General features: G+C 72.1%; 21 protein-coding genes. 6 read left to right on the top strand and 15 right to left on the bottom strand.

Annotated features, from left to right (window positions below; all coding sequences use genetic code 11):
• Nucleotides 1–55 precede the first annotated feature (55 nt).
• The 7 genes from LMU33_RS13205 to LMU33_RS13175 all read right to left on the bottom strand — a co-directional run bounded on the left by LMU33_RS13205 (nucleotide 56) and on the right by LMU33_RS13175 (nucleotide 8,660).
• Nucleotides 56–640, bottom strand: a complete 585-nt coding sequence (locus LMU33_RS13205) for a TetR/AcrR family transcriptional regulator (protein ID WP_228620281.1) — start codon at nucleotides 638–640, stop codon at nucleotides 56–58.
• Nucleotides 641–694: 54 nt separating this feature from the next.
• On the bottom strand, nucleotides 695–1,048 hold the full coding sequence (nirD, locus tag LMU33_RS13200; RefSeq protein WP_228620279.1) for a nitrite reductase small subunit NirD: 354 nt from the start codon (nucleotides 1,046–1,048) through the stop codon (nucleotides 695–697).
• On the bottom strand, nucleotides 1,045–3,651 hold the full coding sequence (gene nirB, locus LMU33_RS13195; protein WP_228620278.1) for a nitrite reductase large subunit NirB: 2,607 nt from the start codon (nucleotides 3,649–3,651) through the stop codon (nucleotides 1,045–1,047). Before nirB ends, nirD begins: the two co-directional genes overlap by 4 nt.
• Nucleotides 3,651–4,868 carry an NAD(P)/FAD-dependent oxidoreductase gene (locus LMU33_RS13190; protein WP_228620276.1) on the bottom strand — a complete coding sequence of 406 codons (1,218 nt, stop codon included), beginning with the start codon at nucleotides 4,866–4,868 and terminating at the stop codon, nucleotides 3,651–3,653. Before LMU33_RS13190 ends, nirB begins: the two co-directional genes overlap by 1 nt.
• Before the next feature lie 138 nt (nucleotides 4,869–5,006).
• Nucleotides 5,007–5,645 (bottom strand): class F sortase, encoded by a 639-nt coding sequence (locus LMU33_RS13185; protein WP_228620274.1) that lies wholly within the window; start codon nucleotides 5,643–5,645, stop codon nucleotides 5,007–5,009.
• 541 nt (nucleotides 5,646–6,186) lie between these two features.
• Nucleotides 6,187–6,696 (bottom strand): GVDTG sorting domain-containing protein, encoded by a 510-nt coding sequence (locus LMU33_RS13180; RefSeq protein ID WP_228620272.1) that lies wholly within the window; start codon nucleotides 6,694–6,696, stop codon nucleotides 6,187–6,189.
• Between the two features lie 311 nt (nucleotides 6,697–7,007).
• Nucleotides 7,008–8,660, bottom strand: a complete 1,653-nt coding sequence (locus tag LMU33_RS13175) for a M4 family metallopeptidase (RefSeq protein ID WP_228620270.1) — start codon at nucleotides 8,658–8,660, stop codon at nucleotides 7,008–7,010.
• A gap of 139 nt (nucleotides 8,661–8,799) precedes the next feature.
• Here LMU33_RS13175 and LMU33_RS13170 point away from each other — a divergent pair, with 139 nt between their 5' ends.
• Complete coding sequence (locus tag LMU33_RS13170; RefSeq protein WP_228620268.1) at nucleotides 8,800–9,255, top strand: gamma-glutamylcyclotransferase family protein; 456 nt, start codon at nucleotides 8,800–8,802, stop codon at nucleotides 9,253–9,255.
• A gap of 1 nt (nucleotide 9,256) precedes the next feature.
• Here LMU33_RS13170 and LMU33_RS13165 read toward each other — a convergent pair whose 3' ends face one another.
• From LMU33_RS13165 to LMU33_RS13150, 4 genes are all read right to left on the bottom strand, one after another.
• Complete coding sequence (locus LMU33_RS13165; RefSeq protein ID WP_228620266.1) at nucleotides 9,257–10,099, bottom strand: arylamine N-acetyltransferase family protein; 843 nt, start codon at nucleotides 10,097–10,099, stop codon at nucleotides 9,257–9,259.
• A gap of 9 nt (nucleotides 10,100–10,108) precedes the next feature.
• Nucleotides 10,109–12,259, bottom strand: a complete 2,151-nt coding sequence (locus tag LMU33_RS13160; protein ID WP_228620264.1) for a molybdopterin oxidoreductase family protein — start codon at nucleotides 12,257–12,259, stop codon at nucleotides 10,109–10,111.
• A 98-nt stretch (nucleotides 12,260–12,357) separates the two neighbouring features.
• A complete protein-coding gene (locus tag LMU33_RS13155; RefSeq protein WP_228620262.1) occupies nucleotides 12,358–13,827 on the bottom strand; it encodes a membrane-associated oxidoreductase in 1,470 nt (489 codons plus the stop codon).
• Between the two features lie 2 nt (nucleotides 13,828–13,829).
• Nucleotides 13,830–14,510 (bottom strand): SanA/YdcF family protein, encoded by a 681-nt coding sequence (locus tag LMU33_RS13150; protein WP_228620260.1) that lies wholly within the window; start codon nucleotides 14,508–14,510, stop codon nucleotides 13,830–13,832.
• A 163-nt stretch (nucleotides 14,511–14,673) separates the two neighbouring features.
• On the opposite strand from LMU33_RS13150, the gene LMU33_RS13145 reads away from it, so the two are divergent.
• The 4 genes from LMU33_RS13145 (at nucleotide 14,674) to dnaG (ending at nucleotide 20,250) form a co-directional block, all read left to right on the top strand.
• Nucleotides 14,674–15,534, top strand: coding sequence for a sirohydrochlorin chelatase (locus tag LMU33_RS13145; protein ID WP_228620258.1), 861 nt, complete (start codon nucleotides 14,674–14,676; stop codon nucleotides 15,532–15,534).
• A 107-nt stretch (nucleotides 15,535–15,641) separates the two neighbouring features.
• Nucleotides 15,642–16,916: a deoxyguanosinetriphosphate triphosphohydrolase gene (locus tag LMU33_RS13140; RefSeq protein WP_228620257.1), complete on the top strand. Its 1,275-nt coding sequence runs from the start codon at nucleotides 15,642–15,644 to the stop codon at nucleotides 16,914–16,916.
• Between the two features lie 104 nt (nucleotides 16,917–17,020).
• Entirely contained in the window at nucleotides 17,021–18,286 is a 1,266-nt protein-coding gene (locus LMU33_RS13135; RefSeq protein WP_228620255.1) for an NAD(P)/FAD-dependent oxidoreductase, read from the top strand.
• 56 nt (nucleotides 18,287–18,342) lie between these two features.
• The gene (gene dnaG / locus LMU33_RS13130) at nucleotides 18,343–20,250 is read left to right on the top strand and encodes a DNA primase (protein WP_228620253.1); all 1,908 of its coding nucleotides are present in this window, start codon (nucleotides 18,343–18,345) and stop codon (nucleotides 20,248–20,250) included.
• On the opposite strand, the gene LMU33_RS13125 is transcribed toward dnaG, so the two are convergent.
• Complete coding sequence (locus LMU33_RS13125) at nucleotides 20,247–21,224, bottom strand: nucleotidyl transferase AbiEii/AbiGii toxin family protein (RefSeq protein ID WP_443728965.1); 978 nt, start codon at nucleotides 21,222–21,224, stop codon at nucleotides 20,247–20,249. The genes dnaG and LMU33_RS13125 overlap by 4 nt on opposite strands.
• Nucleotides 21,185–21,811: a hypothetical protein gene (locus tag LMU33_RS13120; RefSeq protein ID WP_228620249.1), complete on the bottom strand. Its 627-nt coding sequence runs from the start codon at nucleotides 21,809–21,811 to the stop codon at nucleotides 21,185–21,187. The genes LMU33_RS13125 and LMU33_RS13120 overlap by 40 nt, the downstream gene beginning before the upstream one ends.
• Before the next feature lie 293 nt (nucleotides 21,812–22,104).
• Here LMU33_RS13120 and LMU33_RS13115 point away from each other — a divergent pair, with 293 nt between their 5' ends.
• The gene (locus LMU33_RS13115; RefSeq protein WP_372477941.1) at nucleotides 22,105–23,265 is read left to right on the top strand and encodes an RNA polymerase sigma factor; all 1,161 of its coding nucleotides are present in this window, start codon (nucleotides 22,105–22,107) and stop codon (nucleotides 23,263–23,265) included.
• Nucleotides 23,266–23,301: 36 nt separating this feature from the next.
• On the opposite strand, the gene LMU33_RS13110 is transcribed toward LMU33_RS13115, so the two are convergent.
• Together LMU33_RS13110 and LMU33_RS13105 are read right to left on the bottom strand one after the other, a co-directional pair.
• A complete protein-coding gene (locus LMU33_RS13110; protein ID WP_228620247.1) occupies nucleotides 23,302–25,230 on the bottom strand; it encodes an ABC transporter ATP-binding protein in 1,929 nt (642 codons plus the stop codon).
• Nucleotides 25,230–26,963, bottom strand: a complete 1,734-nt coding sequence (locus LMU33_RS13105) for an ABC transporter ATP-binding protein (protein WP_228620245.1) — start codon at nucleotides 26,961–26,963, stop codon at nucleotides 25,230–25,232. Before LMU33_RS13105 ends, LMU33_RS13110 begins: the two co-directional genes overlap by 1 nt.
• Nucleotides 26,964–26,983: the final 20 nt, after the last annotated feature.

The following is a 26,983-nucleotide window of genomic DNA, read 5'->3' as shown; positions in this document are numbered from 1 at the left end:
AACGATCGGTTCAGTATGGGGGCATGAAAAACGCCCTCCGGACGGAGGGCGTTCGTCAGTCGAGCAGCGCCAGCGCCTGCTCCGCCGCGTCCCGTACCCGGGCCGGGTCCGCCGACGCCTTGCCGACGACCCGCAGGCCCTGCATCAGCACCAGCAGCGTGCGGGCCAGGGCGAGCGGATCGCGGTCGGCCGGCAGTTCGCCCTGGTTCTGGGCGCGGACCAGAGTGGAGTGCAGCAGCGTCTCCAGGTGGTCCCAGTTGCGCTCGACGCGCCGGGCGGCGGCCGGGTCGTGCGGGGCCAGTTCGGCGGCCGTGTTGGTGATCAGGCAGCCGTTCAGCCGCAGCCGCTCGTCGGCCGCCTCCGCCGCGTACCGCCGTACGACCGCCCGCACGGCCGGCAGGGCGGCGCCCGGCCGGGACAGCTCCCGCACGATCCGGCCGAGCCCCGACTCCTCGTAGCGCTCCAGCGCCTTGAGGTACAGCTCGTGCTTGTTGCCGAAGGTCGCGTACAGGCTCGCCCTGCCGATGCCGAGGCGCTCGACCAGGTCGGCCATCGACGTCGCCTCGTAGCCGCGGCGCCAGAACAGCTCCAGGGCTGACTGCAGCGCGGCGTCCGGATCGAACTCCTTGGTCCTGGCCACGCGCCGCAGCCTAGGCTTTTCTGGAACGATCGGTCAAGCAAACCGGGGCAGAGGTCAGGCCGCCCGCACCTCGTAGGCGGCCACCCGCACCTCCTCGTCGTCCAGGCACTCCCCGCTGACCAGGTCGAAGCGCTGCTTGAGCAGGGGCGAGGCGACGAAGGGGCGGTTCCGGTGGGTGCCGGTCAGGCCGCGGGAGAGGACGGCCGCGCCGGTGAAGGGGTCGCGGTTGTCGACGGCGTACAGGCGGTCGGCGCGGTCCCGGAAGAGGGCCACCTGGCGGCCGTCCGGCAGCAGGGCGGCCACCCCGCGGCCCGGGGTGAGCGCGCTCAGGTCGCAGGCCGTGAACCAGTCGTCGTCGGCGAGCCGGAGCTGGACCTTCAGGTCGGTGGTCTCGACAGCCAGGGTCATCGGGCGCTTCCTTCCAGGACGTCGTCGGCGGGCCGCAGGCCGATGTTCAGCAGCGGCAGGTCGGGCTTGATCTGGTCGCGCTCGGGGACGAAGGCGACGACCGGGTCCGGGGTGTCCGGGGCGTTCACGAAGGACACGAACCGGGCGAGCCTTTCGGGGTCGTTGATGGTCTCCGCCCACTCGTCGCGGTAGTGGGAGACATGCGCCCGCATCAGCTGCTCCAGGTCGTCGCAGATGCCGAGCGAGTCGTGCACCACCACGTCCCGTACGTGGTCCAGGCCGCCCGGGATCCGCTCCAGCCACACGCTGGTGCGCTCCAGGCGGTCGGCGGTGCGGATGTAGAACATCAGGAACCGGTCGATCAGGCGGACCAGTTCGGCGTCGGACAGGTCCTGGGCCAGCAGGTCCGCGTGGCGCGGGGTGGCGCCGCCGTTGCCGCCGACGTACAGGTTCCAGCCGCCCACGGTGGCGATCACCCCGAAATCCTTCGACTGGGCCTCGGCGCACTCGCGCTGGCAGCCGGAGACCGCCGACTTCAGCTTGTGCGGGGAGCGCAGTCCCCGGTAGCGCAGCTCCAGGTCGATGGCCATCCTGACGGAGTCCTGCACGCCGTAGCGGCACCAGGTGGAGCCCACGCAGGACTTCACCGTGCGCAGCGCCTTGCCGTAGGCGTGCCCGGACTCGAAGCCGGCGTCCACCAACCGGGCCCAGATCAGCGGAAGTTGCTCGACCCGCGCGCCGAACATGTCGATGCGCTGACCACCGGTGATCTTCGTGTAGAGGCCGAAGTCCCGGGCGATCTCGCCGATCACGATCAGCTTCTCGGGCGCGATCTCGCCGCCGGGGATGCGCGGCACGACCGAGTACGAGCCGTTCTTCTGCAGGTTGGCCAGGAAGTGGTCGTTGGTGTCCTGCAGGGCCGCCTGCTCGCCGTCCAGGACATAGCCGCTCGCGCCGATCGCCGGGGCGAGGGAGGCGATGATCGAGCCGACCGCCGGCTTGCAGGTCTCGCAGCCGTCGCCGCCCCGGGCGCCCTCGCGGCCGTAGCGGTCCAGCAGCTCCTGGTACGACGTGATGCGCAGCGCGAGGACGATCTCGTACAGCTCCTCGCGGGTCTGGGCGAAGCAGCCGCACAGGCCCTTGTCGACCTCGACGCCGGACGCCTCCAGCTCGGCGTTGACGAGCTGGCCGAGCACCTTGACGCAACTGCCGCAGCCGGTACCGGCCTTGGTGCACTTCTTCACCTCGGGCACGGTGGTGCACTCGTGCTCCGTCACCGCGCCCCGGACGGCGCCCTTGCTGACGTTGTGGCAGGAGCAGATGATCGCCTCGTCCGGGAGCGCGGACGGGCCGAGCTGGGCCCCCGAGTCGGCTCCGGCGGGCAGGACGAGCGACTCGGGGGAGATGGGGGGCACCGAGCCGGTCAGGGCGCGCAGGGTGCCGTACGCGTCCGCGTCGCCGACCAGGATGCCGCCGAGCAGCGTGCCGTCCGGGCCGATGACCAGCTTCTTGTACAGGCCGGCGCGGGAGTCGGAGTAGACGACGTCCAGGCAGTCCGCGGTGGTGCCGTGGGCGTCGCCGAAGGACGCCACGTCCACGCCGAGCAGCTTCAGCTTGGTGGACAGGTCGGCGCCGACGAAGGCGGCTTCGTCGGAGGCGATCGTCGCCGCGGCCGTCTGCGCCTGCTCGTAGCCGGGGGCCACCAGGCCGTACACCCGGCCGTCCGCCGCCAGCGCGCACTCGCCGATCGCGAAGACGTGCGGGTCGGTCACGGTACGGCACTGCTCGTCCACCGTGATGCCGCCGCGCTCGCCGACCGTCAGGCCGCAGTCCCGGGCCAGCTGGTCGCGGGGGCGGACCCCGGCGCTGAACACGACCATGTCGGTGGGCAGTTCGGAACCGTCGGACAGCTTCATGCCGGTGACCGTGCCGGAGGCGTCCGTGACGATCTCCTGCGTGCCCACGCCCGTGTGCACGCTCAGGCCCATGCCCGCGATGGTCCGCAGCAGCGCCGCGCCACCGCCCTCGTCGACCTGCACCGGCATCAGACGCGGCGCGAACTCCACGATGTGGGTGGCCAGTCCGAGTCCCTTCAGCGCACCGGCCGCCTCCAGGCCGAGCAGGCCGCCGCCGACCACGGCGCCGGTCGTCGCCCTCGTCCTCGCGTACTCCTCGATGGCGAGGAGGTCCTCGATGGTCCGGTAGACGAAACAGCCGGTGGCGTCCTTGTTCGGCACCGGCGGCACGAACGGGTAGGACCCGGTGGCCAGCACGAGGGTGTCGTACGCGAAGACCCGGCCGGACCGGGCGGTGACCGTCCTCGCCTCGCGGTCGATCGTCTCCGCCGGGTCGCCGACGTACAGCTCGATGCCGTGGTCCTCGATGAACCCCATGTCGGTCATGGAGAGGTCCTCGGCGGTCCTGCCCGAGAAGTACGAGGTGAGGGCGACGCGGTCGTACGCGGGACGCGGCTCCTCGCACAGCACGACCACGCGGTGCGTGGCGGTCAGGCCGCGCTCGGCCAGCGCTTCGAGGAAGCGCTGGCCGACCATGCCGTGGCCGACGAGCACGATCGTGGGGGTCGCCCCCGGGGCGGTGGTCATCAGGAGCCTCCGTCATTGGTGAGCAGGTGGAGCAGGGGGCCGCCGTCGGAGGGGAGCGGCTCTGCTCCCTCCCAGGCGCGGGCGAGCGCGCCGACGGTGCCGAGTTCGCCGACGAGGACCCCGCCGACCAGGCGGTCCTCGCGGACGACGACCTTGCGGTAGGTGCCGCGGGTGGCGTCGGCGAGGCGTACGACGTCGTCGCCGGGGCGCGCCTCGGTCTCGCCGAACGCGGCCAGGTCGAAGGGGGAGCCCGGGCCGGTGAGGGTCAGCCGGGTCAGGGAACGGGTGCCGCAGTAGCGGGCACCGGGGTTGCCCGCGAGCAGCTCGGCGAGGGCGTCGGCCTGTTCCACGGCGGGTGCGGCCAGGCCGTAGACCGTGCCGTCGTGCTGGACGCAGTCGCCGACGGCGTGGATGTGCGGGTCGGAGGTGCGCAGTTCGTCGTCGACGAGGATGCCGTGGTGCACGGCGAGACCGGCCTGTTCGGCGAGTCCGGTGCGCGGGCGCACCCCGCAGGCGAGGACGACGAGGTCGGCGTCGAGGGCGTATCCGTCGGAGAGTTCCACCGAGCGGACGGCGCCCGCGACGCAGCGCACGTCCCGTACCCGGCACTCGGTGTGCACCTCGACGCCCAGGCCGGTCAGGTGCCGCAGCACCAGCCGGGAGGCGTCCGGGTCGAGCTGGCGTTCCATGATCCGCTCGGCCTGCTGGGCGAGGACCACCTGGGCGCCGCGCACGGCGAGCGCGCGGGCGGCGGACACGCCGAGCAGCCCGCCCCCGATGACGACGGCGCGCACACCCGGCCGGACCGCCTTGGCCAGCCCCAGGCAGTCGTCCATCGTGCGGAAGGCGTGGACGCCCTCGGGGAGTTGGTGGTCCGGGGTGAACAGACCGCGCAGGGGCGGCAGCACGGGGTTGGAGCCGGTGGCGAGCACCAGTGTGTCGTATGCGATCGAGGCGCCGTCGGCGCACTCGACGGTCCGGGCCCCCCGGTCGATACGGGTGACCCGGGCGCGCAGCAGGCCCTCGGGCGCCGGCAGGCCGATCACCTCGGGGGCGTACCGTCCGGCCAGCACCTCGGCGAGCAGCATCCGGTTGTACGGCAGGTGCTCCTCCTCGCCGACGAGCAGCGCGGGCGTGCCCAGCTCGCCGAGCCGCCGGGCGAGCCGTGCGCCCGCGAGGCCGGCGCCGATCACCACCACACGCGTATTCGAGGTCATGCACTTGAGCGTGCGGTCCCGACGTTACCCGGCCGCATCACGCCTGTTTCCCGTGAGGAACGCTGCCCTCAGCGGGGCCGTGCAGGGGGTGTGAGGGGTCCGTGCGGGCGCCGGGGCGGGCTGTGAGGCCGTGAGTCGTCAGCGGCTCCCGGTCAGGTGGGCGAACACCACCACGTTGCCCTGGTAGCCGGTGGCCTTCGAATAGCCGCCGCCGCAGGTGATCACGCGGAGTTCGGGGCGGGGCGCCGCGCCGTAGACCTTCTCGTCGGGGAAGTTGTTCGCCGCGTACACCTTCACCGCGTCGACGGTGAACACGGCCACGGAGCCGTCGCGGCGGTCCACCTCGATGCGGGCGCCGCGTTTCAGCGCGCCCAGGTCGTAGAAGACGGCGGGGCCCTCGGCGTTGTCGACATGGCCGGCGACGATCGCGGTGCCTGTCTCGCCGGGTACGGTGCCGGCCTCGTACCAGCCGGCCAGGTTCTTGTTCTGGGCCGGGGGTGCGGCCAGGCTGCCGGAGCGGGTCAGGGCCAGGCCCGTCAGCGGGGCGTTCACGCGGATCGCTGGGATGCGGATGCGGGTGGGCATGGAGGGGGCGAGGGCGGGGGCCGCGAGCGGCTCGCGCCCCGGTTCCGGGCGCCCCTCGGCCATGGCGGGCTGTGGCGGCGTGTGCGTCCCCGCGCTGCCGCCCAGCAGCCACACCCCGGAGCCGAGGGCCACGACGGTGACCGCGGCTATCGCGGTGTCGCCGAGCCTGTCGCGGTTGGTTCTGCTGCGCATACGAACCCTTCTCCCGGGGGTGGACCCCGAATGCCCGGGGGCCGGACCCCGAAGACCGGGGGGAGGCCCCGAATACGCCGGGGGCGGACCCCGAATGCCCGGGGGCAGGCCCCGAATGCCCGGGGGCAGGCCCCGAATGCCCGGGGGCAGGCCCCGAATACCGGGGGCGGACCCGAAAGACCCCGGGGTGGACCCCCAGGGCCCTGGGGCTGGACCCCGAACGCCCGGGGCAGGCCCCGAGTGCCCGGGGCGGACCTCGAGTGCCCGGGGGCCGGGCCTCGAACGCCGGGGCTGGTCCCCGAATGTCCGGGGCTGGACCCCGAACGCCCTGAGGCGGACCTCGAGTGCCCGGGGGCCGGACCTCGAACGCTCGGGGTGGACCCCGAGTGCCCGGGGGCGGACCCCGAAGGCCCGGGGGCCGGACCCCGGATGGCCGGGGATGGGGCGCCCTTGGCCCCCTCCCCCTCCGGGTCGCGAGGGGCATCGGACCCGGAGGGGGCGGGATGTGCGGTACCGGACGACGGACAGCGGAGGGTGTCCGTCAGATCCCGTCGCCTCTCGCCCGGCGATGCAGGAGCCAGGTACCGCCCGCGGCGGCGACGGCCAGCGCCGCCACACCCGCCGCGGTTTTCACGGGGTCGGTGCCGAGTGCGCCGCCGCCGACCCCCGTCTTCACGCTTCCTCGCGGCTGCACCTGCTCGTGCGCCGCGCTCAAGGCCACCACCAGGTCGCCGGTCACCTGCCGCTTGCCCACGGCACACTTGGCGACGATCTCGTACGTCCCCGGCTGCGCGCTCTCCGGGACCTGGAACTGCCCGATCGCCTCGCCGTTGTGCGAGCTGGGCGCCAGCGTGAAGGTGCCGGCGCCGACCGCGCTCGCGTCCCCGACCGCCGAGCCCCTGTCGCCGCACGCGGCGGTGTTCGCCGAGACCTGGGCGCCGGGCACCACGCTGGAGGGGTACAGGTCCAGGCTGCCGGTGCCGGCCCTGGCGGGTGCCGCGGCCGCCACGACGAGCGCGGTACCGGCCAGCAGACGGGCGATGCGTCGCATGGTGCTCCCCAGGTCTCGCGTCTCGGTCTGTCCCTTACCGAGGTAAGTCGCAGTCCGGCAGTCGCGCTCCCTGATGGCCCGTCAGAATTGCGGTGAACGGGTGTCCCGCCGACCCCCCACACGGCCTAGCCGCCGCCGGATTCCGTCAGGTCACAGGCGTACGAGGGCCCCAGAGGAATGACCGGTATGAAGAAAACACGAATGGAGCGACGCCGTCCGTTGCACGGGTGACGGCAGGGGCGGCGCAGCAGACCGCGGCCGCCCCGGAACCATCGCCGGGGCGGCCGCGGCCCGTCGTACCCGATGCGGGCTCAGTTCACGTTGACGGCGCTCCAGGCCGCCGCCACCGCGTTGTACTCCGTGCTGCCCGCGCCGTACAGGTCCTTCGCGGCGTTCAGCGTCGCCGTCCTCGCGCCCGCGTAGTTCGTGGAGGAGGTCATGTAGACCGTCAGCGCCCGGTACCAGATCTTGCCGACCTTGTCCCGGCCGATGCCGGTGACCGTGGAGCCGTTGGAGGTGGGGGAGTCGTAGCTGACGCCGTTGATGGTCTTCGGGCCGCTGCCCTCCGCCAGCAGGTAGGCGAAGTGGTTGGCGACGCCGGAGGAGTAGTGGACGTCGAGGTTCCCGACCGACGAGCTCCAGTAGTCCGCCGAGTTGCCGTCCTTGGACGGCTTGTCCATGTAGCGCAGGGCGGTGTGGCCGAAGCCGGACTTCACGATCTTCTCGCCGATGAGGTAGTCACCGGGGTCGGACGGGTTGTTCGCGTACCACTCCACCATCGTGCCGAGGATGTCCGAGGTGGCCTCGTTGAGGCCGCCGGACTCGCCGGAGTAGGTCAGCGCGGCCGTCTTGGAGGTGACCCCGTGGGTCATCTCGTGCCCGGCGACGTCGAGGGCGACCAGCGGCCCGAAGGTGGTGCCGTCCCCGTCGCCGTACGTCATGCAGAAGCAACTGTCGTCCCAGAAGGCGTTGTTGTAGTTGCTGCCGTAGTGGACACGGTTGTACGAGCCCTTGCCGTCGCCCCCGATGCCGTTGCGCCCCTGGACGTTCTTGTAGTAGTCCCAGGTCGTGTTGGTGCCGTACTGGGCGTCGACGGCGGCCGAGGCGCGGTCGGAGGTGGTGCCGGTGCCCCAGTGGTTGTCGGCGTCCGTGAACAGGTCCGCGGGCGCCCGGCTGAAGCAGATGCCGAAGAAGCACAGGTCCGTCTTGCCCTCGGCGTCACCGGTGTAGGTGTTGCCGCGCGTCGGGTCCTTGAGCTGGTACGACGATCCCGACTGGGTCGTCTCCAGCGGCACCGTCCCGCTGTACAGCGACTTTCCGTCGCCGGCGGCGGTCTCGATGCTGTCCCAGGCGTCGATCTGGCGGCCGGTGCGGGCGTCGGTCAGCACGGTACGGGCGACCGGGTTGCCGAGCGAGTCCAGGCCGACCGCGTTGGTGCGCCAGGCGAGCCTCGGGGTGCCGTGCAGGGCGTCGACGATCAGCTCGGGCTTGGCCTTGACCTGCTTGAGCGCGTCCCCGAGGTTGGCGGCGCGCAGGGCGTTCACGGCGAGGTCGGCTGCCTTGGGGGCCGAGATCTCCGGGAGGATCGAGCCGAGGGATATCGGGCTGCGGGTGGCCCGGTTCGCGCTGCGGTAGGTGCCGTTCGGAGCCAGGTGGACCACGAAGTCGCCGCCCAGCACGGGCAGTCCGTGGTAGGTGCGGTCGTAGCGGACGTGCTGGGTGCCGTTCCTGTCCACGATCACGTCGCGGACGCTGGTGTCCTCGGCGGGGGTCAGGCCCAGGCTCGCGGCGTGGGCCAGGAGTGCCGACGCCGCGTTCTGGATCGCGGTGGCCCTGGTCGGTCTGGCGTCGGCGTGGGCGGCGGGGGAGAGGGTCACTGACAGCAGGGTCGCGGTGGTGACGGCGACACCGGCGGTGGTGGCGAGACGACGGGATCCTCGGACGTGCTGGCGTATCCGGCTCATGGATCTCCTCGGGGAAGCGCCCGTCAAGGCGTGGGGGCGGCGCTGATGTCCCCAGTGATTTAAGGGGCCCTGACATGTCATGTCCATAGCCCCTTCATGGAGATGTGTGTGGAGCCGAAGGGGGTAGAGAATCGTTTCCGTGATCAGCGAGGAGAACGAGAACCACCCTGAGGAGCCCGGAACGCCGCTGCCGTTCTTCGTCTACGGCACCCTCCGCCCCGGCGAGGCCAACCACGACCTGTTCCTGCGGGGCCGCACCACGTCGGAGGAACCGGCCCGCCTGCGGGACGCCGCGCTGTACGACGGCCCCGGCTACCCCTACGCCGTGGACCGGCCGGGCGGTGAGATCCGGGGCGAACTGGTCACCGCCCGGCGGGAGTCGTACGCCGGCCTGCTCGCCGCCCTGGACCGCCTGGAGGAGTACACGCCGGGCGACCCCCGCAACCTCTACGTACGCGCGGCCCGCAACGTCCTGCGCACCGCCGACGGCACGACCGCCCTCGCCTGGGTCTACCTGGCCGCCCCGCCCGTCGCCGCCCGCCTCCGTGCCACCGGCACCCCCATCGAGGGCGGCGACTGGCTGTCCCGGCGCTGAGTCAGGCGAGCAGCCTCAGGCCCTCCGGCACCACGATCCCGAACTCCTCCTCCGCCACGCGCCGCGCCTCCGTCTCGTCCGTGATTCTGCGCTCGGTGACCGTGCCGCCGGCGCCGGTCTCGGTCAACCGGTCGCCGTCCAGGGCGAGATGGCGCTCGGCGGTGGTCCGCTGGAGGTACGGGCGCCTGGTGAAGGGGGAGCGGGGGTTGGTGCCGACGTGCCAGTTGAACACCTCGTAGTCCGGGGCGGCGAACGGCTCCAGGGTGAACGCGTACTGACCCACCCAGCCCTGCTCCTGGCGGTCGTACACCTGCAACTCCAGCAGTTCCAGCGGCCCTTCGAGCGGTCCCTCGGACGGCCGCGCGATCAGCCGGTGCCGGCGTCCGGCTCCTTCGGACTCGGTGCCGGTGGTCAGCGGGATCGGGGTCAGGAGGGATCCGGACGCGCCGAAACCCACGTCCGCCAGATACGGCTCGGCTTCGCCCGGGACCTCGACCCGCAGCATCATGTGCGTGCGCGGCCGGCTCCAGGGCGTCGGGGCGCCCAGGACCACCCGCCCGGCCAGCCCGCAGACCGGGAAGCCGAGCGCCTCCAGGGCGAGCCACAGGAGGGTGTTGTGCTCGTAGCAGTAGCCGCCGCGCCGCCCGTGGACCATCTTGGCCGTGAGGTCACCGGGCGCCAGCGAGGGCGCCCGGCCGCTCAGCGGGTCCAGGTTCTCGAACGGCAGGGACAGGGCGTGGGCCAGGTGGATGCCCCGCAGCGTCCCCAGGCCGGGCCGCCGGCCGCCCTGCCAGCCGATACGCTCCAGGTAGGCGCTCAGGTCGAACCCGTCCATGTCAGCCATACCGGCAATCTACGTCGGCCGGGCACCCTGACGCGCAGCCGCCGGCGTTCGGGACGAGGTGCCCGGGGACGCCGCCGTCTCCACCCGCACCGCGCACGACTTGAACTCCGGCATCCGGGACGTGGGGTCGAGTGCCGGGTTGGTCAGGGTGTTGGCGCGGCCCTCGCCGGGCCAGTGGAAGGGCATGAAGACGGTGTCCGGGCGGATGGCGGAGGTGATCCGGGCGGGGGCGGTCGCCCGGCCCCGGCGGGAGGTCACGGTCACCGGATCCCCGTCTGCGGCACCGATCCGGGCCGCGAGCCGGGGGTGCAGTTCCACGAAGGGGCCGGGAGCGGCGGCGTTCAGCTCGGTCACCCGCCGGGTCTGGGCGCCCGACTGGTACTGCGCGACCACCCGGCCGGTGGTCAGCAGCAGCGGGTACTCGGCGTCCGGTTCCTCCGCCGTCGCCCGGTGCGCCACGGCGACGAACCGGGCGCGGCCGTCGTCGGTGGCGAACCGGTCGAGGAAGAGGCGGGGGGTGCCCGGGTGGGCCTCGTCCGTGGCGTCCTCCGCCGGCTCCGGGCACGGCCAGAACACCCCGTTCTCCCTGGCCAGCCTCCCGTAGGTGATCCCCGAGTAGTCCGCCGGGCCGCCCGCGCTCGCCCGGCGGAGTTCGTCGAAGGCCTCCTCCGGTTCGGTCGGGAAGCCCTTCTCCACGCCGAGGCGCGCGGCCAGCTCGTGCAGGACGTACAGGTCGCTGTGGACGCCGGGCGGCGGGGTGACCGCCCGGCGGCGCAGCAGGACCCTGCCCTCCAGGCTGGTCGTCGTGCCCGACTCCTCCGCCCACTGCGTCACCGGCAGGACCACGTCCGCCAGCTCTGCCGTCTCCGACAGTACGACGTCACAAACGGCCAGGAAGTCGAGGGACTTGATGCGCTCCTCCACGTGAGCCGCGCGCGGCGCCGACACCACCGGGTTGGAGCCCATCAGCAGCAGCGCCCTGATGTCCGTGCCGAGGGCGTCGAGGAGTTCGTACGCGCTGCGTCCGGGGCCGGGGAGCGTATCCGGGTCGACGCCCCACACTCCGGCCACGTGCGCCCGTGCCGCCGGGTCGTCCAGCTTGCGGTAGCCGGGCAACTGGTCGGCCTTCTGGCCGTGTTCGCGGCCGCCCTGCCCGTTGCCCTGCCCGGTCAGACAGCCGTACCCGGACAGCGGGCGGCCCGCCCGGCCGGTCGCCAGGCACAGGTTGATCCACGCGCCCACCGTGTCCGTCCCCTTGGACTGCTGCTCCGGCCCGCGTGCGGTGAGCACCATCGCCGACTCCGGCTCGCAGAACAGCCGTACGGCCTCGCGCAGTTGCGGGACGGACACCCCCGTGATCCGCTCCACGTGCTCCGGCCAGTGCGCCATCGCCGCCGCGCGCGCCTGCTCCCAGCCCGTCGTCCGCTCCCGGATGTACTCCTCGTCCGTCCGCCCCTCCGCCACCACCAGGTGCAGCAGGCCGAGGGCCAGGGCGAGGTCGGTGCCGGGGCGGGGAGCCAGGTGCAGGTCCGCCTGCTCGGCCGTCCTCGTCCGGCGCGGGTCGACGACGATCAACGTGCCGCCGTTCTCCCGCAGTTCGGTGAAGAAGCGCAGGGACGGCGGCATGGTCTCCGCGAGGTTCGAACCGACGAGGATCACGCAGCCGGTCTTCGGGATGTCCTCCAGGGGGAAGGGCAGACCCCGGTCGAGACCGAACGCCCTGGTGCCCGCCGCCGCGGCCGAGGACATGCAGAACCGGCCGTTGTAGTCGATCTGCGAGGTGCCGAGCACCACCCGGGCGAACTTCCCGAGCGTGTACGCCTTCTCGTTCGTCAGCCCGCCCCCGCCGAACACGCCCACCGCGTCCGCGCCGTGCTCCTGCCGTATGGTCCCGAGCCGCTCGGCGATCCGGTCCAGCGCCTCGGGCCAGCCCGCCTCGGCCAGCCGGCCCCCGGAGCGCACCAGCGGCGAGGTCAGCCGTACCGCCGGCGACAGCACCTCGGCCGCCGTACGGCCCTTGCCGCACAGCGCGCCCCGGTTCACCGGGAAGTCCGTCCGCTCGGTCACCTCGACGCCCCCCTGCGGCAGGGGCATGATGTTCATCCCGCACTGCAAGGCGCAGTACGGGCAGTGGGTGGGCGTCGAGGCGATCGGTTCCATGCCGCCAGCGTGCGTCGGGCGTGTTACGGCCCCGACCGCTTCCGGTTACACGCCCGGCACGGCGGCCTCCCCGCCGGGCCGGTGACGCCGTGAGGTCCCTACTGCCGGCTCAGTGAGCGGCTGACGCCCGCCGCGATCGTCGTCGCCAGCACCCAGCCGGTGACGATCAGCAGATACGACAGCCACTGGTACCACCCGCGCGGCGCGTACGCCCCCTCCTGGCCGAAGTCGATGATCGGCAGCAGCAGGTCGAGCGTGTAGAAGAGCGGGTTGAACGCGGGCGCCTCGGCGGGCTTGAGCGCGGGCGGATGGTGCAGGGCGAAGGCGAGCGTGCCGGTGCACAGCAGGAGCAGCAGCCAGCCCGCGGCCCGCATCGGGCGGAAGCCGTAGCCGACGGCCGCGTCCTGGAGAAAGCCCCACAGCCGGGCGTACGGCGGCAGGGTACGGCGGTGCCGGCGGAGCTTGGCCAGCTGGACGGTGCGTGCGGCGGCTTCGTCGCCCACCGTGCGGTAGGCCGTGGTGAGCTGCTCGTAGGGCTGCGGAAGGTAGCCGTCCGGCTCGCGTTCCAGCAGCGGAAGACGCTGCTCGGCGGTCAGGTGCGGGGTCAGGACGCGGTAGCCGAGCCCGTCGAGCTGGACCTGCCGGGGCCACACCCCGGGCGGCACGTGCAGCAGGTCGAGCTGGGCCCGGCGCAGATTGACCGCTCCCACGATGGGCGCGGCCTCGCGCAGCCACAGCTCCCCGATGACACTGCTGCTGGCGCGCAGGGCCTGGCCGCCCGGGTTGGACAGGCGGGCGTGGGCGAGGTTGAGCTGACGGGGAATCCTGGCACCGGCCAGATTGACCCGGCCGTGGGTCCGCAGCCGCATGGCGTGCAGGTCGGTGCCGACCGTCAGGACCTCGGCGTGCAGGGCGGAGCCGCCGGGGGCGTTCAGCTCGGCGTCGTTGAGATTTACCTGTCCGCCGACGACCGCCCCGTTCAGGTGCACCTTTCCGTGCGCGACCAGTCCCGGGGCCCACACGTCGGTGGCCACCTCGGCGTGGTTGAGCTGGAGCACGGGCTCCTCGGGGACCTCGCCGGGACTGCCGAGCCGCGCACCGCCCGCGAAGAACGCCCCGGCCAGCTTCGCCCCCTGGAGCCGTACCGGCCCCGTGATCCGGCAGCAGCTGATCCGCACGACCCCTTCGGCGCGCAGGTTCCCGGCCGTCAGCCCCGGCAGCACCGAGTCGCTCAGGACCAGCGCGACGACCCGCGCCCCGTACAGTTCGGGCGCCTCCTCGAAGTGGCAGAAACGCAGCCGGACCGGATGGCTGACCGTGCCGTACTTGAGGTCCAGCCGCCCGGTGACGCGCGCGCCCCACACCTTCAGCCCGGCGATCCGCCCCTCCCGCACCGGCCCGTCCAGCAGCAGCTCGCGCAGCACCTCCGCCCGCAGTGTTCGCTCCGGGCCCCATGAGGCGCCCTGCGCGGGGTCCTCGTCGTCGCCCTCCCGGAAGTCGACCCCTTCGCCGAACGGGAAGGCGTCCCGGACGCGGCGCTCGGCGGGTGTCAGGTCCGTGATCTCCATGTTCAGTCCCGCGCCGCCGTCAGCGCCTCGGTGACGCCGTGCTCCCGCGGCCCGAGGAAGGTCGGATCCGGACGGAACACCGCGTCCAGCACCGCCTTGCCCGCCGCGAACACCTCGCGTGTCCCGCCGTAGTACCAGGTCACGTCGTGCTTGGCGTCGACCCCGACCCCGTACGAGTCCACGCCCGCCGCCTCGCACAGCGCCACCGCACGCCGGATGTGAAAACCCTGGCTGATCAGCACAGCCCGGTCCACACCGAAGATCTTCTTGGCCCGCACACAGGAGTCCCAGGTGTCGAACCCGGCGTAGTCACTGACGATCCGCCGGTCCGGCACCCCGTGCTTCTTCAGGTAGGCACGCATGGCGTCGGGCTCGTCGTAGTCCTTGCGGCTGTTGTCCCCGGTGACGAGCACGACCTTGATCCGCCCCGCCCGGTACAGCCGCGCCGCAGCGTCCAGCCGGTGCGCCAGATACGGCGACGGCTCCCCGTTCCACAGCCCCGCGCCGAAGACGACCGCGACGGGTGCCGGCGGGGCGTCCGCCGTCGTGCGCAGCCGGTCCGCCGTGGACACGAACAGCCAGGTCGCCGGCAGCAGCGCCAGCACACACCCGGCCATCACGGCCTGCACCAGCCGCCGCTGCCCGGTGCGGGTGCGCGGCAGCCGCGGTCGACGGATCTTCATACGGCCCCCCAGGGATCGGTTCCGACCGGTTCCGACCATGGAGGACGCCACCGGCGGCCGTCCGGTTCGCCTCACATCGAGCATCCGTACGACGTGAAGCAGCGGAAAACGCCCGTGACGGCCCGGCAACGGCCACGCAACCTGGCGCCGTCAGGATCCTTGCATGACGGCGTCGCAACCTCCCCGCTCCGAGTCCCGCGTCCATCTCGACAGCACGGCGCACCTCATGGACAGCATCAGCCACCAGCTCGTCGGCCGGCTCCGTCTGGTCTCGCCGCTCGGCCACCGCCGCACGGCCCCGCCCGCCCTCGTCCTGGTCGCCCACGGCAGCCGCGACCCGCGCGCCCTGGAGACCGTACGGACGCTGGCGGACCGGGTGCGCGAACTGCGCCCCGCCCTCCCGGTCCGCCTGGGCCACATCGAGCTGAACGCCCCCCTGCTCCCGGACACCCTCGCCGCTCTCGGCGACACCCCCGCCGTCCTGGTCCCCCTGCTCCTCTCCCGCGGCTACCACGTCAAGCAGGACATCCCCGAGATGGCCGCCGCCGCACCGGCACCCACCCGCCTGGCCGCCCCGCTCGGCCCGCACCCGCTCCTGGTGGAGACCCTCTACGACCGTCTCCTGGAGGCCGGCTGGCCCCCGGCCCCGGACTCGGTCACCCGCCGCGCGAGCGCGGTCGTCCTGGCCGCGGCCGGCTCCCGCGACCCCGACTCGGCCACCGACACCCGCCGCACGGCCCGCCTCCTGGCGGAACGGCTGGGCGTGCCGGTCGTCCCCGCCTACGCCTCGGCGGCGACCCCGGCCGTCCCGACGGCGCTACGGGCCCTGGCGGCACGCGGCCGGCACCGGGTGGCGATCGCCTCCTGCTTCACGGCTCCCGGGCGTTTCGCGACGCAGTGCGCCGAGGCGGCGCCGTGGGTGGCCGCAGCTCCGCTGGGCGCGCACCCGGCGATGGCACGCCTGATCCTGCACCGGTACGACCAGGCACGGGTGACGAGGCAGACGGAACTGGCTTCGGCCTGAAAGAAACGGCGGGGCACGCACCCGTACCCGCGGAACGACACACCCCGGCAGACGATTGGGCGCACCGCCAACGCCCTTTTGTCACTGCCGACGCTTACTGTCGAATCATGGAAGGCACACCCAACGGAACCTACGACCCCACTTCAGCAGAGCGTTGGGCCCCCGAGCCGGACAAACGCCCCGGCCGCACCGCCTTCCAACGCGACCGCGCCCGCATCCTGCACTCCGCCGCGCTCAGAAGACTCGCCGGCAAGACACAGGTCGTCACGCCGGGCGAGCGCAGCGCCAGCGCCTGGGACGCCAGCCCCAGAACGAGGCTCACCCACTCGCTCGAATGCGCCCAGGTAGGCCGGGAGCTGGGCGCGGCCCTCGGCTGTGACCCCGACCTGGTGGAGGCCGCCTGCCTCGCCCACGACCTCGGCCACCCGCCCTTCGGTCACAACGGCGAACAGGCCCTGAACGCCTTCGCGGACGACTGCGGCGGCTTCGAGGGCAACGCCCAGTCCCTCCGGCTCCTCACCCGCATCGAGCCCAAACGGTTCACCGAGGACCGCTCGGTCGGCCTCAACCTCACCCGCGCCACCCTCGACGCCGCCACCAAGTACCCCTGGCCGCGCGGCGCCCACCCCACCGACCCGGCGTCGCGGAAGTTCGGCGTCTACGGGGACGACCGCCCGGTGTTCGACTGGGTCCGAGCGCACGCGCCCGGCACCCGCACCTGCTTCGAGGCGCAGGTCATGGACTGGTCGGACGACGTGGCGTACTCGGTGCACGACGTCGAGGACGGCCTGCACGCCGGTCACATCGACCCCAACTGTCTGCACGCCGAGCCCGAGCGGCAGGCGGTGTTCGAGGTCGCCGTCGGCCGGTACGTACCCGCCGGCACCGACCCGGCCGAACTCTCCGCCGCCCTCGACCGCCTCCAGGACGAGGAGTGGTGGCCACACGGCTACGACGGCACCGCGGTCGCCCAGGCCCGCCTGAAGGACGCCACCAGCCAGCTCATCGGCCGGTTCTGCCTGGCCGCCGAGGGCGCCACCCGCGCCGCGTACGGCACCGGCCGGCTCACCCGCTACGACGCCGAACTCGTCGTACCCCGCGAGGCCCGCATGGAGTGCGCGGTGCTCAAGGCCGTCGCGGACCGGTACGTGATGCAGCGCGCCGAGCAGGAGAGGCTGCGCGCGGACCAGCGGGTCGTCGTGGCGGAGCTGGCGGAGGCGCTGACCGCCCGCGCGCCGGACGGGCTGGATCCGCAGTTTCGGGCCCTGTTCGACGGGGCAGGCGACGACCACGCACGCAAGCGGGTGATCGTCGACCAGATCGCCTCGCTCACCGACGCCTCCGCGCGCTCGCTGCACGCGAGACTTACGGGGCATATGTGAGAGGAACATGACCCTCCGTGGCCTGATCGGGTCACTCCCTCTTCCCGCAGCACGCCCGGTGCGGGACGCTCGCATGTGGCGGCACCCTTACGAGGAGGCATCAAGTGGTCGACGCGGATCAGACATTCGTCATCGTCGGGGGCGGTCTCGCCGGCGCGAAGGCGGCCGAGACGCTCCGGGCGGAGGGCTTCACCGGCCGGGTGATACTGATCAGTGACGAGCGTGACCACCCCTACGAGCGACCGCCGCTGTCCAAGGGCTATCTGCTCGGCAAGGAGGAGCGCGACAGCGTCTTCGTGCACCAACCGGCCTGGTACGCGCAGAACGACATCGAGCTGCACCTCGGCCAGTTCGTGGACCGCATCGACCGCGGCGCGAAGACGGTCCGCTTCGGCGACGACGGCACCCTCGTCCGCTACGACAAGCTGCTGCTCGTCACCGGCGCCGAGCCCCGCCGCCTGGACATCCCGGGCACCGACCTGGCGGGCGTGCACCATCTGCGCCGGCTCGCGCACGCCGAGCGCCTCAAGGGCGTCCTTGCGGCCCTCGGCCGGGACAACGGGCACATCGTGATCGCGGGCGCCGGCTGGATCGGCCTGGAGGTCGCGGCGGCGGCCCGCGAGTACGGCGCGGAGGTGACCGTGATCGAACACGGTCCGACCCCGCTGCACGGCGTCCTCGGCCCCGAGCTCGGCGGCGTCTTCGCGGAACTGCACCGCGAGCACGGTGTCCGCTTCCACTTCGGGCGGGAGCTCACCGAGATCGTCGGCCAGGACGGCATGGTCCTCGCGGTGCGCACCGACGACGGCGAGGAACACCCGGCGCACGACGTCCTCGCCGCGATCGGCGCGGCCCCGCGCGTCGGCCTCGCCGAGGCGGCGGGCCTGGAGATCGCCGACCGGGCGAACGGCGGCGGCATCGCCGTCGACGAACGGCTGCGCACGTCCGACCCGGACATCTACGCGGCCGGCGACGTGGCGAACTTCCCCCTCCCCCTGTTCGACACCCGGCTGCGGGTCGAGCACTGGGCGAACGCGCTGAACGGCGGCCCGGCGGCGGCCCGCGCGATGCTGGGCCAGGACGTGACGTACGACCGCGTGCCGTACTTCTTCACCGACCAGTACGACCTGGGCATGGAGTACAGCGGCTGGGCGCCGGCCGGGTCGTACGACGAGGTGGTGATCCGGGGCGACGCCGGGAAGCGGGAGTTCATCGCGTTCTGGGTGAAGGAGGGACGCGTGCTGGCCGGGATGAACGTGAACGTGTGGGATGTCACAGAGCAGATCCAGAAACTGATCCGTTCCAAGGCCCGCGTGAACACGGAGGCCCTGGCCGACCCGCACGTCCCCCTGGACGGCCTCGTTTCCTGACCACCGGGAACAACGGGAACACCGGGGCTGTCGGTGCACCCCCGTAGAATTCACGCGTGGCAGGACGGATCAACGACGAGGACGTGAAGGCGGTACGGGACGCGGTCCCGATCGACGCCGTGGTCTCCGAGTACCTCCAGCTGCGCAACGCGGGCGGCGGCAACCTCAAGGGGCTGTGCCCGTTCCACGACGAGAAGTCGCCGTCCTTCCAGGTCAGCCCGGGCAAGGGACTCTTCCACTGCTTCGGCTGCCAGGAGGGCGGCGACACCATCACCTTCGTGATGAAGGTGGACCACCTCTCCTTCTCGGAGGCGGTGGAGCGGCTCGCCGCCCAGGCCGGCATCACGCTGCGTTACGAGGAGGGCGGGTACAACCCGGCCCACCAGCGCGGCGAGCGCATCCGCCTGGTCGAGGCGCACAAGATCGCCGCGCAGTGGTACGCCGAGCAGCTCGCCACCAGCCCCGAGGCCGAGACCGGCCGGGTCTTCCTCGCCGAGCGCGGCTTCGACCAGTCCGCCGCCGTCCACTTCGGCGTCGGCTACAGCCCCCAGGGCTGGGACCACCTCACCCGCTACCTGCGCGGCAAGGGATTCTCCGACAAGGAGCTGCTCCTGTCCGGCCTCTCCCAGGAGGGCCGGCGCGGACCCATCGACCGCTTCCGGGGCCGCCTGATGTGGCCGATCCGGGACATCGGCGGCGAGGTCGTCGGCTTCGGCGCCCGCAAGCTGTACGAGGCGGACAACGGCCCGAAGTACCTGAACACGCCCGACACGGCGATCTACAGGAAGAGCCAGGTGCTGTACGGCATCGACCTGGCGAAGAAGGAGATCGCGAAGAGCAGCCGCGCGGTCGTCGTCGAGGGCTACACCGACGTCATGGCCTGCCACCTGGCCGGAGTGACCACGGCCATCGCGACCTGCGGTACCGCCTTCGGCGGCGACCACATCAAGATCCTCCGCCGGCTGCTGATGGACAACGGCAGCGCACGCGTCATCTTCACCTTCGACGGCGACGCGGCCGGCCAGAAGGCGGCCCTGCGCGCCTTCGAGGACGACCAGAAGTTCGCCGCCGAGACCTACATCGCGATCGCGCCCGACGGCATGGACCCGTGCGAGCTGCGCCTGGCCAAGGGCGACGAGGCGGTGGCGGACCTGGCCGAACCGCGCACCCCCCTCTTCGAGTTCGCGCTCCGCCAGATCCTGAGCCGGTACGACCTGGACACCCCGGCAGGCCGGGCGGCGGCGCTGGACGAGGCCGCGCCGATCGTCGCCCGCATCAAGAACAGCGGCGCCCAGCACGAGGTCGCCGTCGAACTGGCCGGCATGCTCGGCATCCTCGACACCCAGTTCGTGGTCCGGCGCGTGGCCCAGCTGGCCCGCTGGGCGCGGGAGGGGGGCAAGGGCCCGCAGCAGCAGAGCCGGTCGCGCGGCGCGGAGCAGCAGTGGGCGGCGGCGCCGCGCCCGGCCGGCAGCGGCCCGGCACTGACCCTGCGCAATCCGGTCTACGCCGCCGAACGCGAACTGCTCAAGCTCGCCCTGCAGCGCCCCGAGCTGGTCTCCCCGGCCTTCGACGCGTACGGCACGGACGAGTTCACCGCGCCGCCGTACGCGGCCGTGCGCCAGACGATCGCGGAGGCGGGCGGCGCGGAGTACGGTGTCCAGGACCCGCAGGAGTACCTGGTCCGGGTCCGCGAGGCCGCGTCCGACGACACCGTCCGCGCGATGGTCACCGAGCTGGCCGTGGAGCCGATCCTGCGCCGCACGGTGGACGAGACCTACGCCGGCACGGTCCTGGTCCAGATCCGCCGCCGCGCCGTCGAACGCCGCATCCACGACATCCAGTCCCAGCTGACCCGCCTCGCCACCGGCGGCGACCCGGCCCAGCTGGCCGCCGTACAGAACGAGATGTGGGTGCTGCAGCAGTACGACCAGGCCCTGCGGGAGCGGGGCGCGGAGGCGCTCTAACGGCCCGCGAAGGTCGGTGTCACCGCCTGTACCAGCCGCTTCGCGAACTCGCGCCCGCGGTGGGCGAAGCGCGGGTACTCGGTGACGAAGTGGTCCCACTCGGCGTACCCCGCGGCCTGTGCCACCTCCCGCAGGGTGACCAGGTCGCGGTCCCGGCCGGACGAGTCGGCGCTGCCCGAGAGCTGGAAGACCCGCAGCAGCAGGTCGTAGGGAAGCGGGTGGGATTCGGCCAGCAGCACGGCGTCGTACAGGTCCTTGCCCTGCGGATGCATGTCGTCGATCAGCCACATCAGCTTCCAGGCCAGCGACAGCGCGGGGGACGCGGCCAACAGCACGGCCGGGCCGGGCAGTTCGACCGGCGCGGGCTGCTCGGGCAGCTCCTCGTTGAAGACGAAGTCCAGCTGCACGTGCCCGCCGGGCAGGCCGGGTGCCGACCAGGGCAGGAGCATGCGGCGGCCGGGTACACGGTCGTAGGTCCAGATGTCCTCCACGAGGGTGCTCCGGGCCGCGAACCTCACTCCTGCCGCGTCCGCCGCCCGCGCCTGCGCCGCCTCCGCGATGCCGTCGAGCATCCGGGTCGTGCGCGCCTCCTCGATCCCCCAGTCCGCCGGTACGACGACGAAGTCCAGGTCACCGGGCTCGCGGGCCGCCTCCCCGAACCACAGCGACATCAGCACACTGCCGCGCAGCACCAGGGACTCGGCCCACTCGGAGTCCCCGATCGCGGCCAGGACCAGGTGCAGCGCCTGCCGCCGGGCCGTACGCCACGCCTCGCCGCGCTCCGGGTCGGCGAAAGCGGGGTCGGTGGCCCGGTAGGCGTTCTGGTGCTGCTTCAGGGCCGGTTCGAAGACGGGGCGCTGGGTCACGTCGTCGCCCGGTATCCAGGTCAGTGTCCGAGGCACATCCCCGGTGGGCCGTTCCCGATCCGTCCCGCTCATCCCCGCACCCCCTGAACCACCGGCTCCTCGATCCATCCGTCGTCCACCGACTCGTCGCTGTCGTACAGCACGAACTCCCGCTCCACGGACAGGACCTCGAACCCGTCGAGCTCCGAGAGCAGCAGACGCAGAGCTGCTTCGGCCTCCGCGTCGCGGACACCCCGGCAGCGCTGCGTCACGAACCGCTCGTGCCGTCCGCCCCCGCCCACCCGGCGTGCGTTCCACGACAGGTGCGCGCCGTGCGGGACGACCCGTGCGGCCAACGAGGCCAGGTCGGTCTCCGCGTCCAGGAGCAGCTTCACGTGGTGCTCGAAGTACCGCCCGCCCCCGCACGGCCCGTCCGGCACCTCCGGTGCCCACGGCGCCGACTCCGCCTTCACCCGGACCGGCGTGAAACCGGCCGACCGCAGCGCCGCCACCGTCCCCTCCGCGCGCGCCGACTGTTCGGCGTACGTGGCCGAACCGGCCAGGGTCAGCATCGGCTGGTCCCGCATCCGGCCGCGGGCCAGCACGACGTGCGTCAGCTTCAGCCCGGCCGTGTCCGCCCAGCCGCGCAGCCGCTCCGTCTCGGCGGGATCGGCGCAGTGGACGGTGACATGGGTTTCGTACAGGAGTCCGGACACCCGGGGATCCTCCCAGATGAAGGCCGGATACGGCGCCCGGATTTCCGCCGCGGATCACCAACCGGTCACGAACCGGACGCAAAAAGTCACCGCAAGCCCCTCGTGGCGGGGATGTGTCGTACTCCACACTGGGTCCGGTGCCCGAGTCCCTGGGGCCTGTCCGACGATTCCCGCCTGCCCCGCGACGCCTGGCATCGTCGGACAGGCCCCAGGAGCGCAGGCCGTCGACTCTCCGCTCCCGAAGTACCGCTGCCGCACAACCTTCAGCAGCGATCATCCTGGAGGTCGCCCCCGTGCAGACCCAGACCCTCACCCAGACCGACAGCGCGACCAGTGCCACCAGCACCACCGCCATGACCGCTGACGAGCCGGACGCGGAGACGGACGTACTCGTGGCCGTGCCCCCGCAGAGCCGCGCCGCCCTTCACCCGGAGGCGGTGCCCGCCGAACCCACGGAACCACCGGCGGAAGCGCTCGCCGAGGAGCCCGAGGAGGCCGCCGAGCCCGTCGAGACACCGGTGTCGGCGCGGGCCGACACCGGCGGGCCCTCCGCCGACCTGTTCCGCCAGTACCTGCGCGAGATCGGCCGTATCCCGCTGCTCACCGCCGCCGAGGAGGTCGAGCTGGCCCGCAGGGTCGAGGCCGGACTGTTCGCGGAGGAGAAGCTCGGCAGCACGCCCGATCTGGACAGCCAGTTGGCGCTCGACCTGGACCGGCTCGTGGTCATGGGGCGGATGGCCAAGCGGCGGCTCATCGAGGCCAACCTGCGGCTCGTCGTGTCCGTCGCCAAGCGGTACATCGGCCGCGGCCTGACCATGCTCGACCTGGTGCAGGAGGGCAACCTCGGGCTGATCCGGGCGGTGGAGAAGTTCGACTACGCCCGCGGCTACAAGTTCTCGACGTACGCCACCTGGTGGATCCGCCAGGCCATGTCCCGGGCCCTGGCCGACCAGGCCCGCACCATACGGGTCCCGGTGCACGTGGTCGAGCTGATCAACCGGGTCGTGCGCGTCCAGCGGCGCATGCTCCAGGAGCGGGGGTACGAGCCGACGCCCGACGAGGTCGCCGCGCACCTCGACCTGCCGCCCGAGCGGGTCTCCGAGGTGCTGCGCCTCGCCCAGGAACCGGTCTCGCTGCACGCCCCGGTCGGCGAGGAGGACGACGTCGCCCTCGGCGACCTGATCGAGGACGGGGATGCCGCGAGCCCCGTGGAGTCGGCGGCGTTCCTGCTGCTGAGGGAGCACCTGGAGGCCGTCCTCTCCACCCTCGGCGAGCGGGAGCGGAAGGTCGTACAGCTCCGCTACGGGCTCATCGACGGCCGGCCCCGCACGCTGGAGGAGATAGGCCGGCTGTTCGGGGTGACCCGGGAGCGGATACGGCAGATCGAGTCCAAGACCCTCAACAAGCTCCGGGACCATGCCTTCGCGGACCAGTTGAGGGGTTACCTGGACTGAACGGGGGCCGCCCGCCCGCCGGCGGCCCCCGCTCGGCTAGTCCACCTCGGCCACAGCCTGCGCGAACTGGGCCTTGTACAGCCGGGCGTACGCACCGTCGGCCGCCAACAGCTCGGCGTGCGCACCCTGTTCCACGATCGATCCGTTCTCCATGACGAGAATCGTGTCCGCGTCCCGGATCGTCGACAGCCGGTGCGCGATCACGAACGACGTCCGCCCCGCCGCCAGCTTCGCCATCGCCTTCTGGATCAGCACCTCGGTGCGGGTGTCGACCGAACTCGTCGCCTCGTCCAGCACCAGGATCGTCGGGTCGGACAGGAACGCCCGCGCGATGGTGATGAGCTGCTTCTCACCCGCGCTGACACCCGTGCCCTCGTCGTCGATCACGGTGTCGTACCCGTCGGGCAGGGTGCGGATGAAACGGTCGGCGTGGGCCGCCCGTGCCGCTTCCTCGATCTCCCCGCGGGTGACCTCCCTGGACGCCCCGTACGCGATGTTCTCCGCGATCGTGCCGCCGAACAGCCAGGTGTCCTGCAGCACCATGCCGATACCGGAACGGAGTTCGTCCCGGGACATCCTCCGGATGTCGACCCCGTCGAGGGCGATCCGGCCGCCGGAGACGTCGTAGAACCGCATCAGCAGGTTGACCAGCGTGGTCTTGCCCGCACCCGTCGGGCCGACGATCGCCACCGTGTGACCGGGCTCCACCGTGAGCGAGAGGTCCTCGATCAGCGGCTTCTCCGGGTCGTACCGGAAGGACACGTGCTCCAGCCGCACCCGCCCGCGCAGCTCCGCGGGCCGCTCGCCCGGCACCGGATCCGCCTCCTGCTCCTCCGCGTCCAGGAGTTCGAAGATCCGCTCGGCCGAGGCGACACCGGACTGCACCAGGTTCGCCATCGACGCGACCTGCGTCAGCGGCATCGAGAACTGCCGCGAGTACTGGATGAAGGCCTGGACGTCGCCGATGGACAGGGCACCGGATGCGACCCGCAGACCGCCGACCACCGCCACCAGGACGTAGTTCAGGTTCGACACGAACATCATCAGCGGCTGCATGACGCCGCTGTTGAACTGCGCCCTGAACGCGGCCTGGTACAGCGCCTCGTTCTGCTCGGCGAACTGCTGCGCCGACTCCTGCTGCCGGCCGAACACCTTCACCAGGGTGTGCCCGGTGTACATCTCCTCGACGTGCGCGTTCAGCTTGCCGGTGGAGCGCCACTGCTGCACGAAGTGCGGCTGCGAGCGCTTGCCGACCCGGGTGGCCACCAGGAACGACAGCGGCACGGTGACCAGGGCGACCAGCGCCAGGATCCAGGAGACGTAGAACATCATCACCAGCACGCCGATGATGGTCAGCAGCGAGTTGATCAGCTGGCCCATCGACTGCTGGAGCGTCTGCCCGATGTTGTCGATGTCGTTGGTGGCGCGGGAGAGCACCTCGCCGCGCTGGCGCTTGTCGAAGTACGACAGCGGCAGCCGCGACAGCTTCGCCTGCACCGACTCGCGCATCCGGTACATCGTGCGGTTCACGGCCCGGTTGACCAGCCGGGTGGCCACCGCCATCAGCAGGCCGGCGACCAGGAACGTACAGAGCGCGAGCAGCAGGATGTTGCCGACGGCACCGAAGTCGATGCCCTTGCCGGGCGTGAAGTCGGTGCTCTTCAGCATGTCCGCGACGGAGCCCCTGCCATGGGCCCGCATCTGGTCGAGGACCTGCTGCTTGGTGGCCCCGGCCGGCATCTGCCGGCCGATGATGCCGGCGAAGACCAGGTCGGTGGCCCTGCCGAGGATCTTCGGGCCGATCACGCTGAGGGTCACGCTGACGACCACGCACAGCAGCAGGCCGTAGATCGTGAGCCGTTCGGGTTTGAAGAGGGAGACGAGCCGTTTGCCCGACCCCTTGAAGTCCATCGAGCGCTGGTCGGGGCCGCCCCCGGCCATCATGCGTCCCATGGGCCCGGCCATCAGGCAGCCTCCGCTTCCGTCAGCTGGGAGAGCACGATCTCCCGGTAGGTCTCGTTGTCCGCCATCAGCTCCCGGTGCCGGCCGGAGCCGACCACCCGGCCCTCGTCCAGCACGATGATCCGGTCCGCGTCCCGGATGGTCGCCACCCGCTGGGCGACGATGACGACGGTCGCCTCGGCGGTCTCGCGGGCGAGCGCGGTGCGCAGGGCCGCGTCGGTGGCGTAGTCGAGCGCGGAGAAGGAGTCGTCGAAGAGGTAGATCTCCGGCCGCTGGACCAGGGTGCGCGCGATGGCGAGGCGCTGGCGCTGACCGCCGGAGACGTTCGTACCGCCCTGCGCGATCGGCGCGTCGAGGCCGCCCTCCAGCTTGCTCACGAAGTCCTTGGCCTGTGCCACCTCCAGCGCCTGCCACAGTTCCTCGTCGGTGGCGTCCGGGTTGCCGTAGCGCAGGTTGGTGGCGACCGTCCCCGCGAACAGGTACGGCTTCTGCGGCACCAGTCCGACCGTCCGCGCGAGCAACTGGGGCTCGACCTCCTGGACGTCCACGCCGTCGACCAGGACTTCGCCCTCGGTGGCGTCGAAGAGCCGCGGGACCAGCCCGAGCAGGGTGGACTTGCCGCTGCCGGTGGAGCCGATCACGGCGGTCACCTCACCGGGCCGGGCCACCAGGTCGATGGACTTCAGCACCGGCTCCTCGGCACCCGGATAGCGGAAGCCCGCGCCCCGGATCTCCAGATGCCCGTGCCGGCGCAGCTCGCTGACCGGCGCGGCCGGCGGCACCACGCTGGAGTCGGTCCCGAGGACCTCCTCGATACGCTCGGCACACACCTCGGCCCGCGGCACCATCATGAACATGAAGGTGGCCATCATCACGGACATGACGATCTGCATCAGATAGGCGAGGAACGCGGTCAGGTCGCCGATCTGCATACCGCCGCTGTCGATGCGGTGGGCGCCGAACCACACCACCGCGATCGACGACAGATTCACCACGGTCATGACGATCGGGAACATCAGCGCGAGCATCCGACCGGTGGCCAGCTGCATCTCGGTCAGGTCGCCGTTCGCCTTGCCGAAACGGCCCATCTCGTACTCGTCGCGGACGAAGGCGCGGATCACCCGGTTGCCGGTGATCTGCTCGCGCAGCACCCGGTTCACCGTGTCCAGGCGGACCTGCATCGACCGGAACAGCGGCCGCAGCCGGCGCACGATCAGCGTCACGGAGATGCCGAGCACCGGGACCACCGCCACCAGCACCCCGGACAGCGGCACGTCCAGGCCGAGCGCCAGCACGATGCCGCCGACACACATGATGGGCGCCGACACCATCAGGGTGAACGTCATCAGGGCCAGCATCTGGACCTGCTGTACGTCGTTCGTCGTACGGGTGATGAGCGAGGGCGCCCCGAAGTGACCCACCTCACGCGCGGAGAAGGACTGCACCCGGTCGAAGACGGCACCGCGTACGTCCCGGCCGAGCGCGGAGGCGGTCCGCGCGCCGTAGTACACGGCGCCGATGTTGCACACGACCTGTGCGAGCGAGATGGCGATCATCAGGGCGCCGAAGGACAGGATGTAATCCGTGTCCCCCTTCACGACACCGTTGTCGATGATGTGCGCGTTCAGCGTGGGCAGGTAGAGGGTGGCGCAGGTCTGCAGGAACTGCAGCAGCACCAGGAGGGCTAGGGGCTTCTTGTAGGGCCTGAGATAGGTCCGCAGGAGTCGTATGAGCACGCTGGGTCTCTCGGAGTCGG

The sequence above is a fragment of the Streptomyces barringtoniae genome (assembly GCF_020819595.1).
In the GTDB taxonomy this organism is placed as follows: domain Bacteria; phylum Actinomycetota; class Actinomycetes; order Streptomycetales; family Streptomycetaceae; genus Streptomyces; species Streptomyces barringtoniae.
Note: the sequence above shows the minus strand (reverse complement) of the source record. Positions and strands in the feature narration are given on the sequence as shown.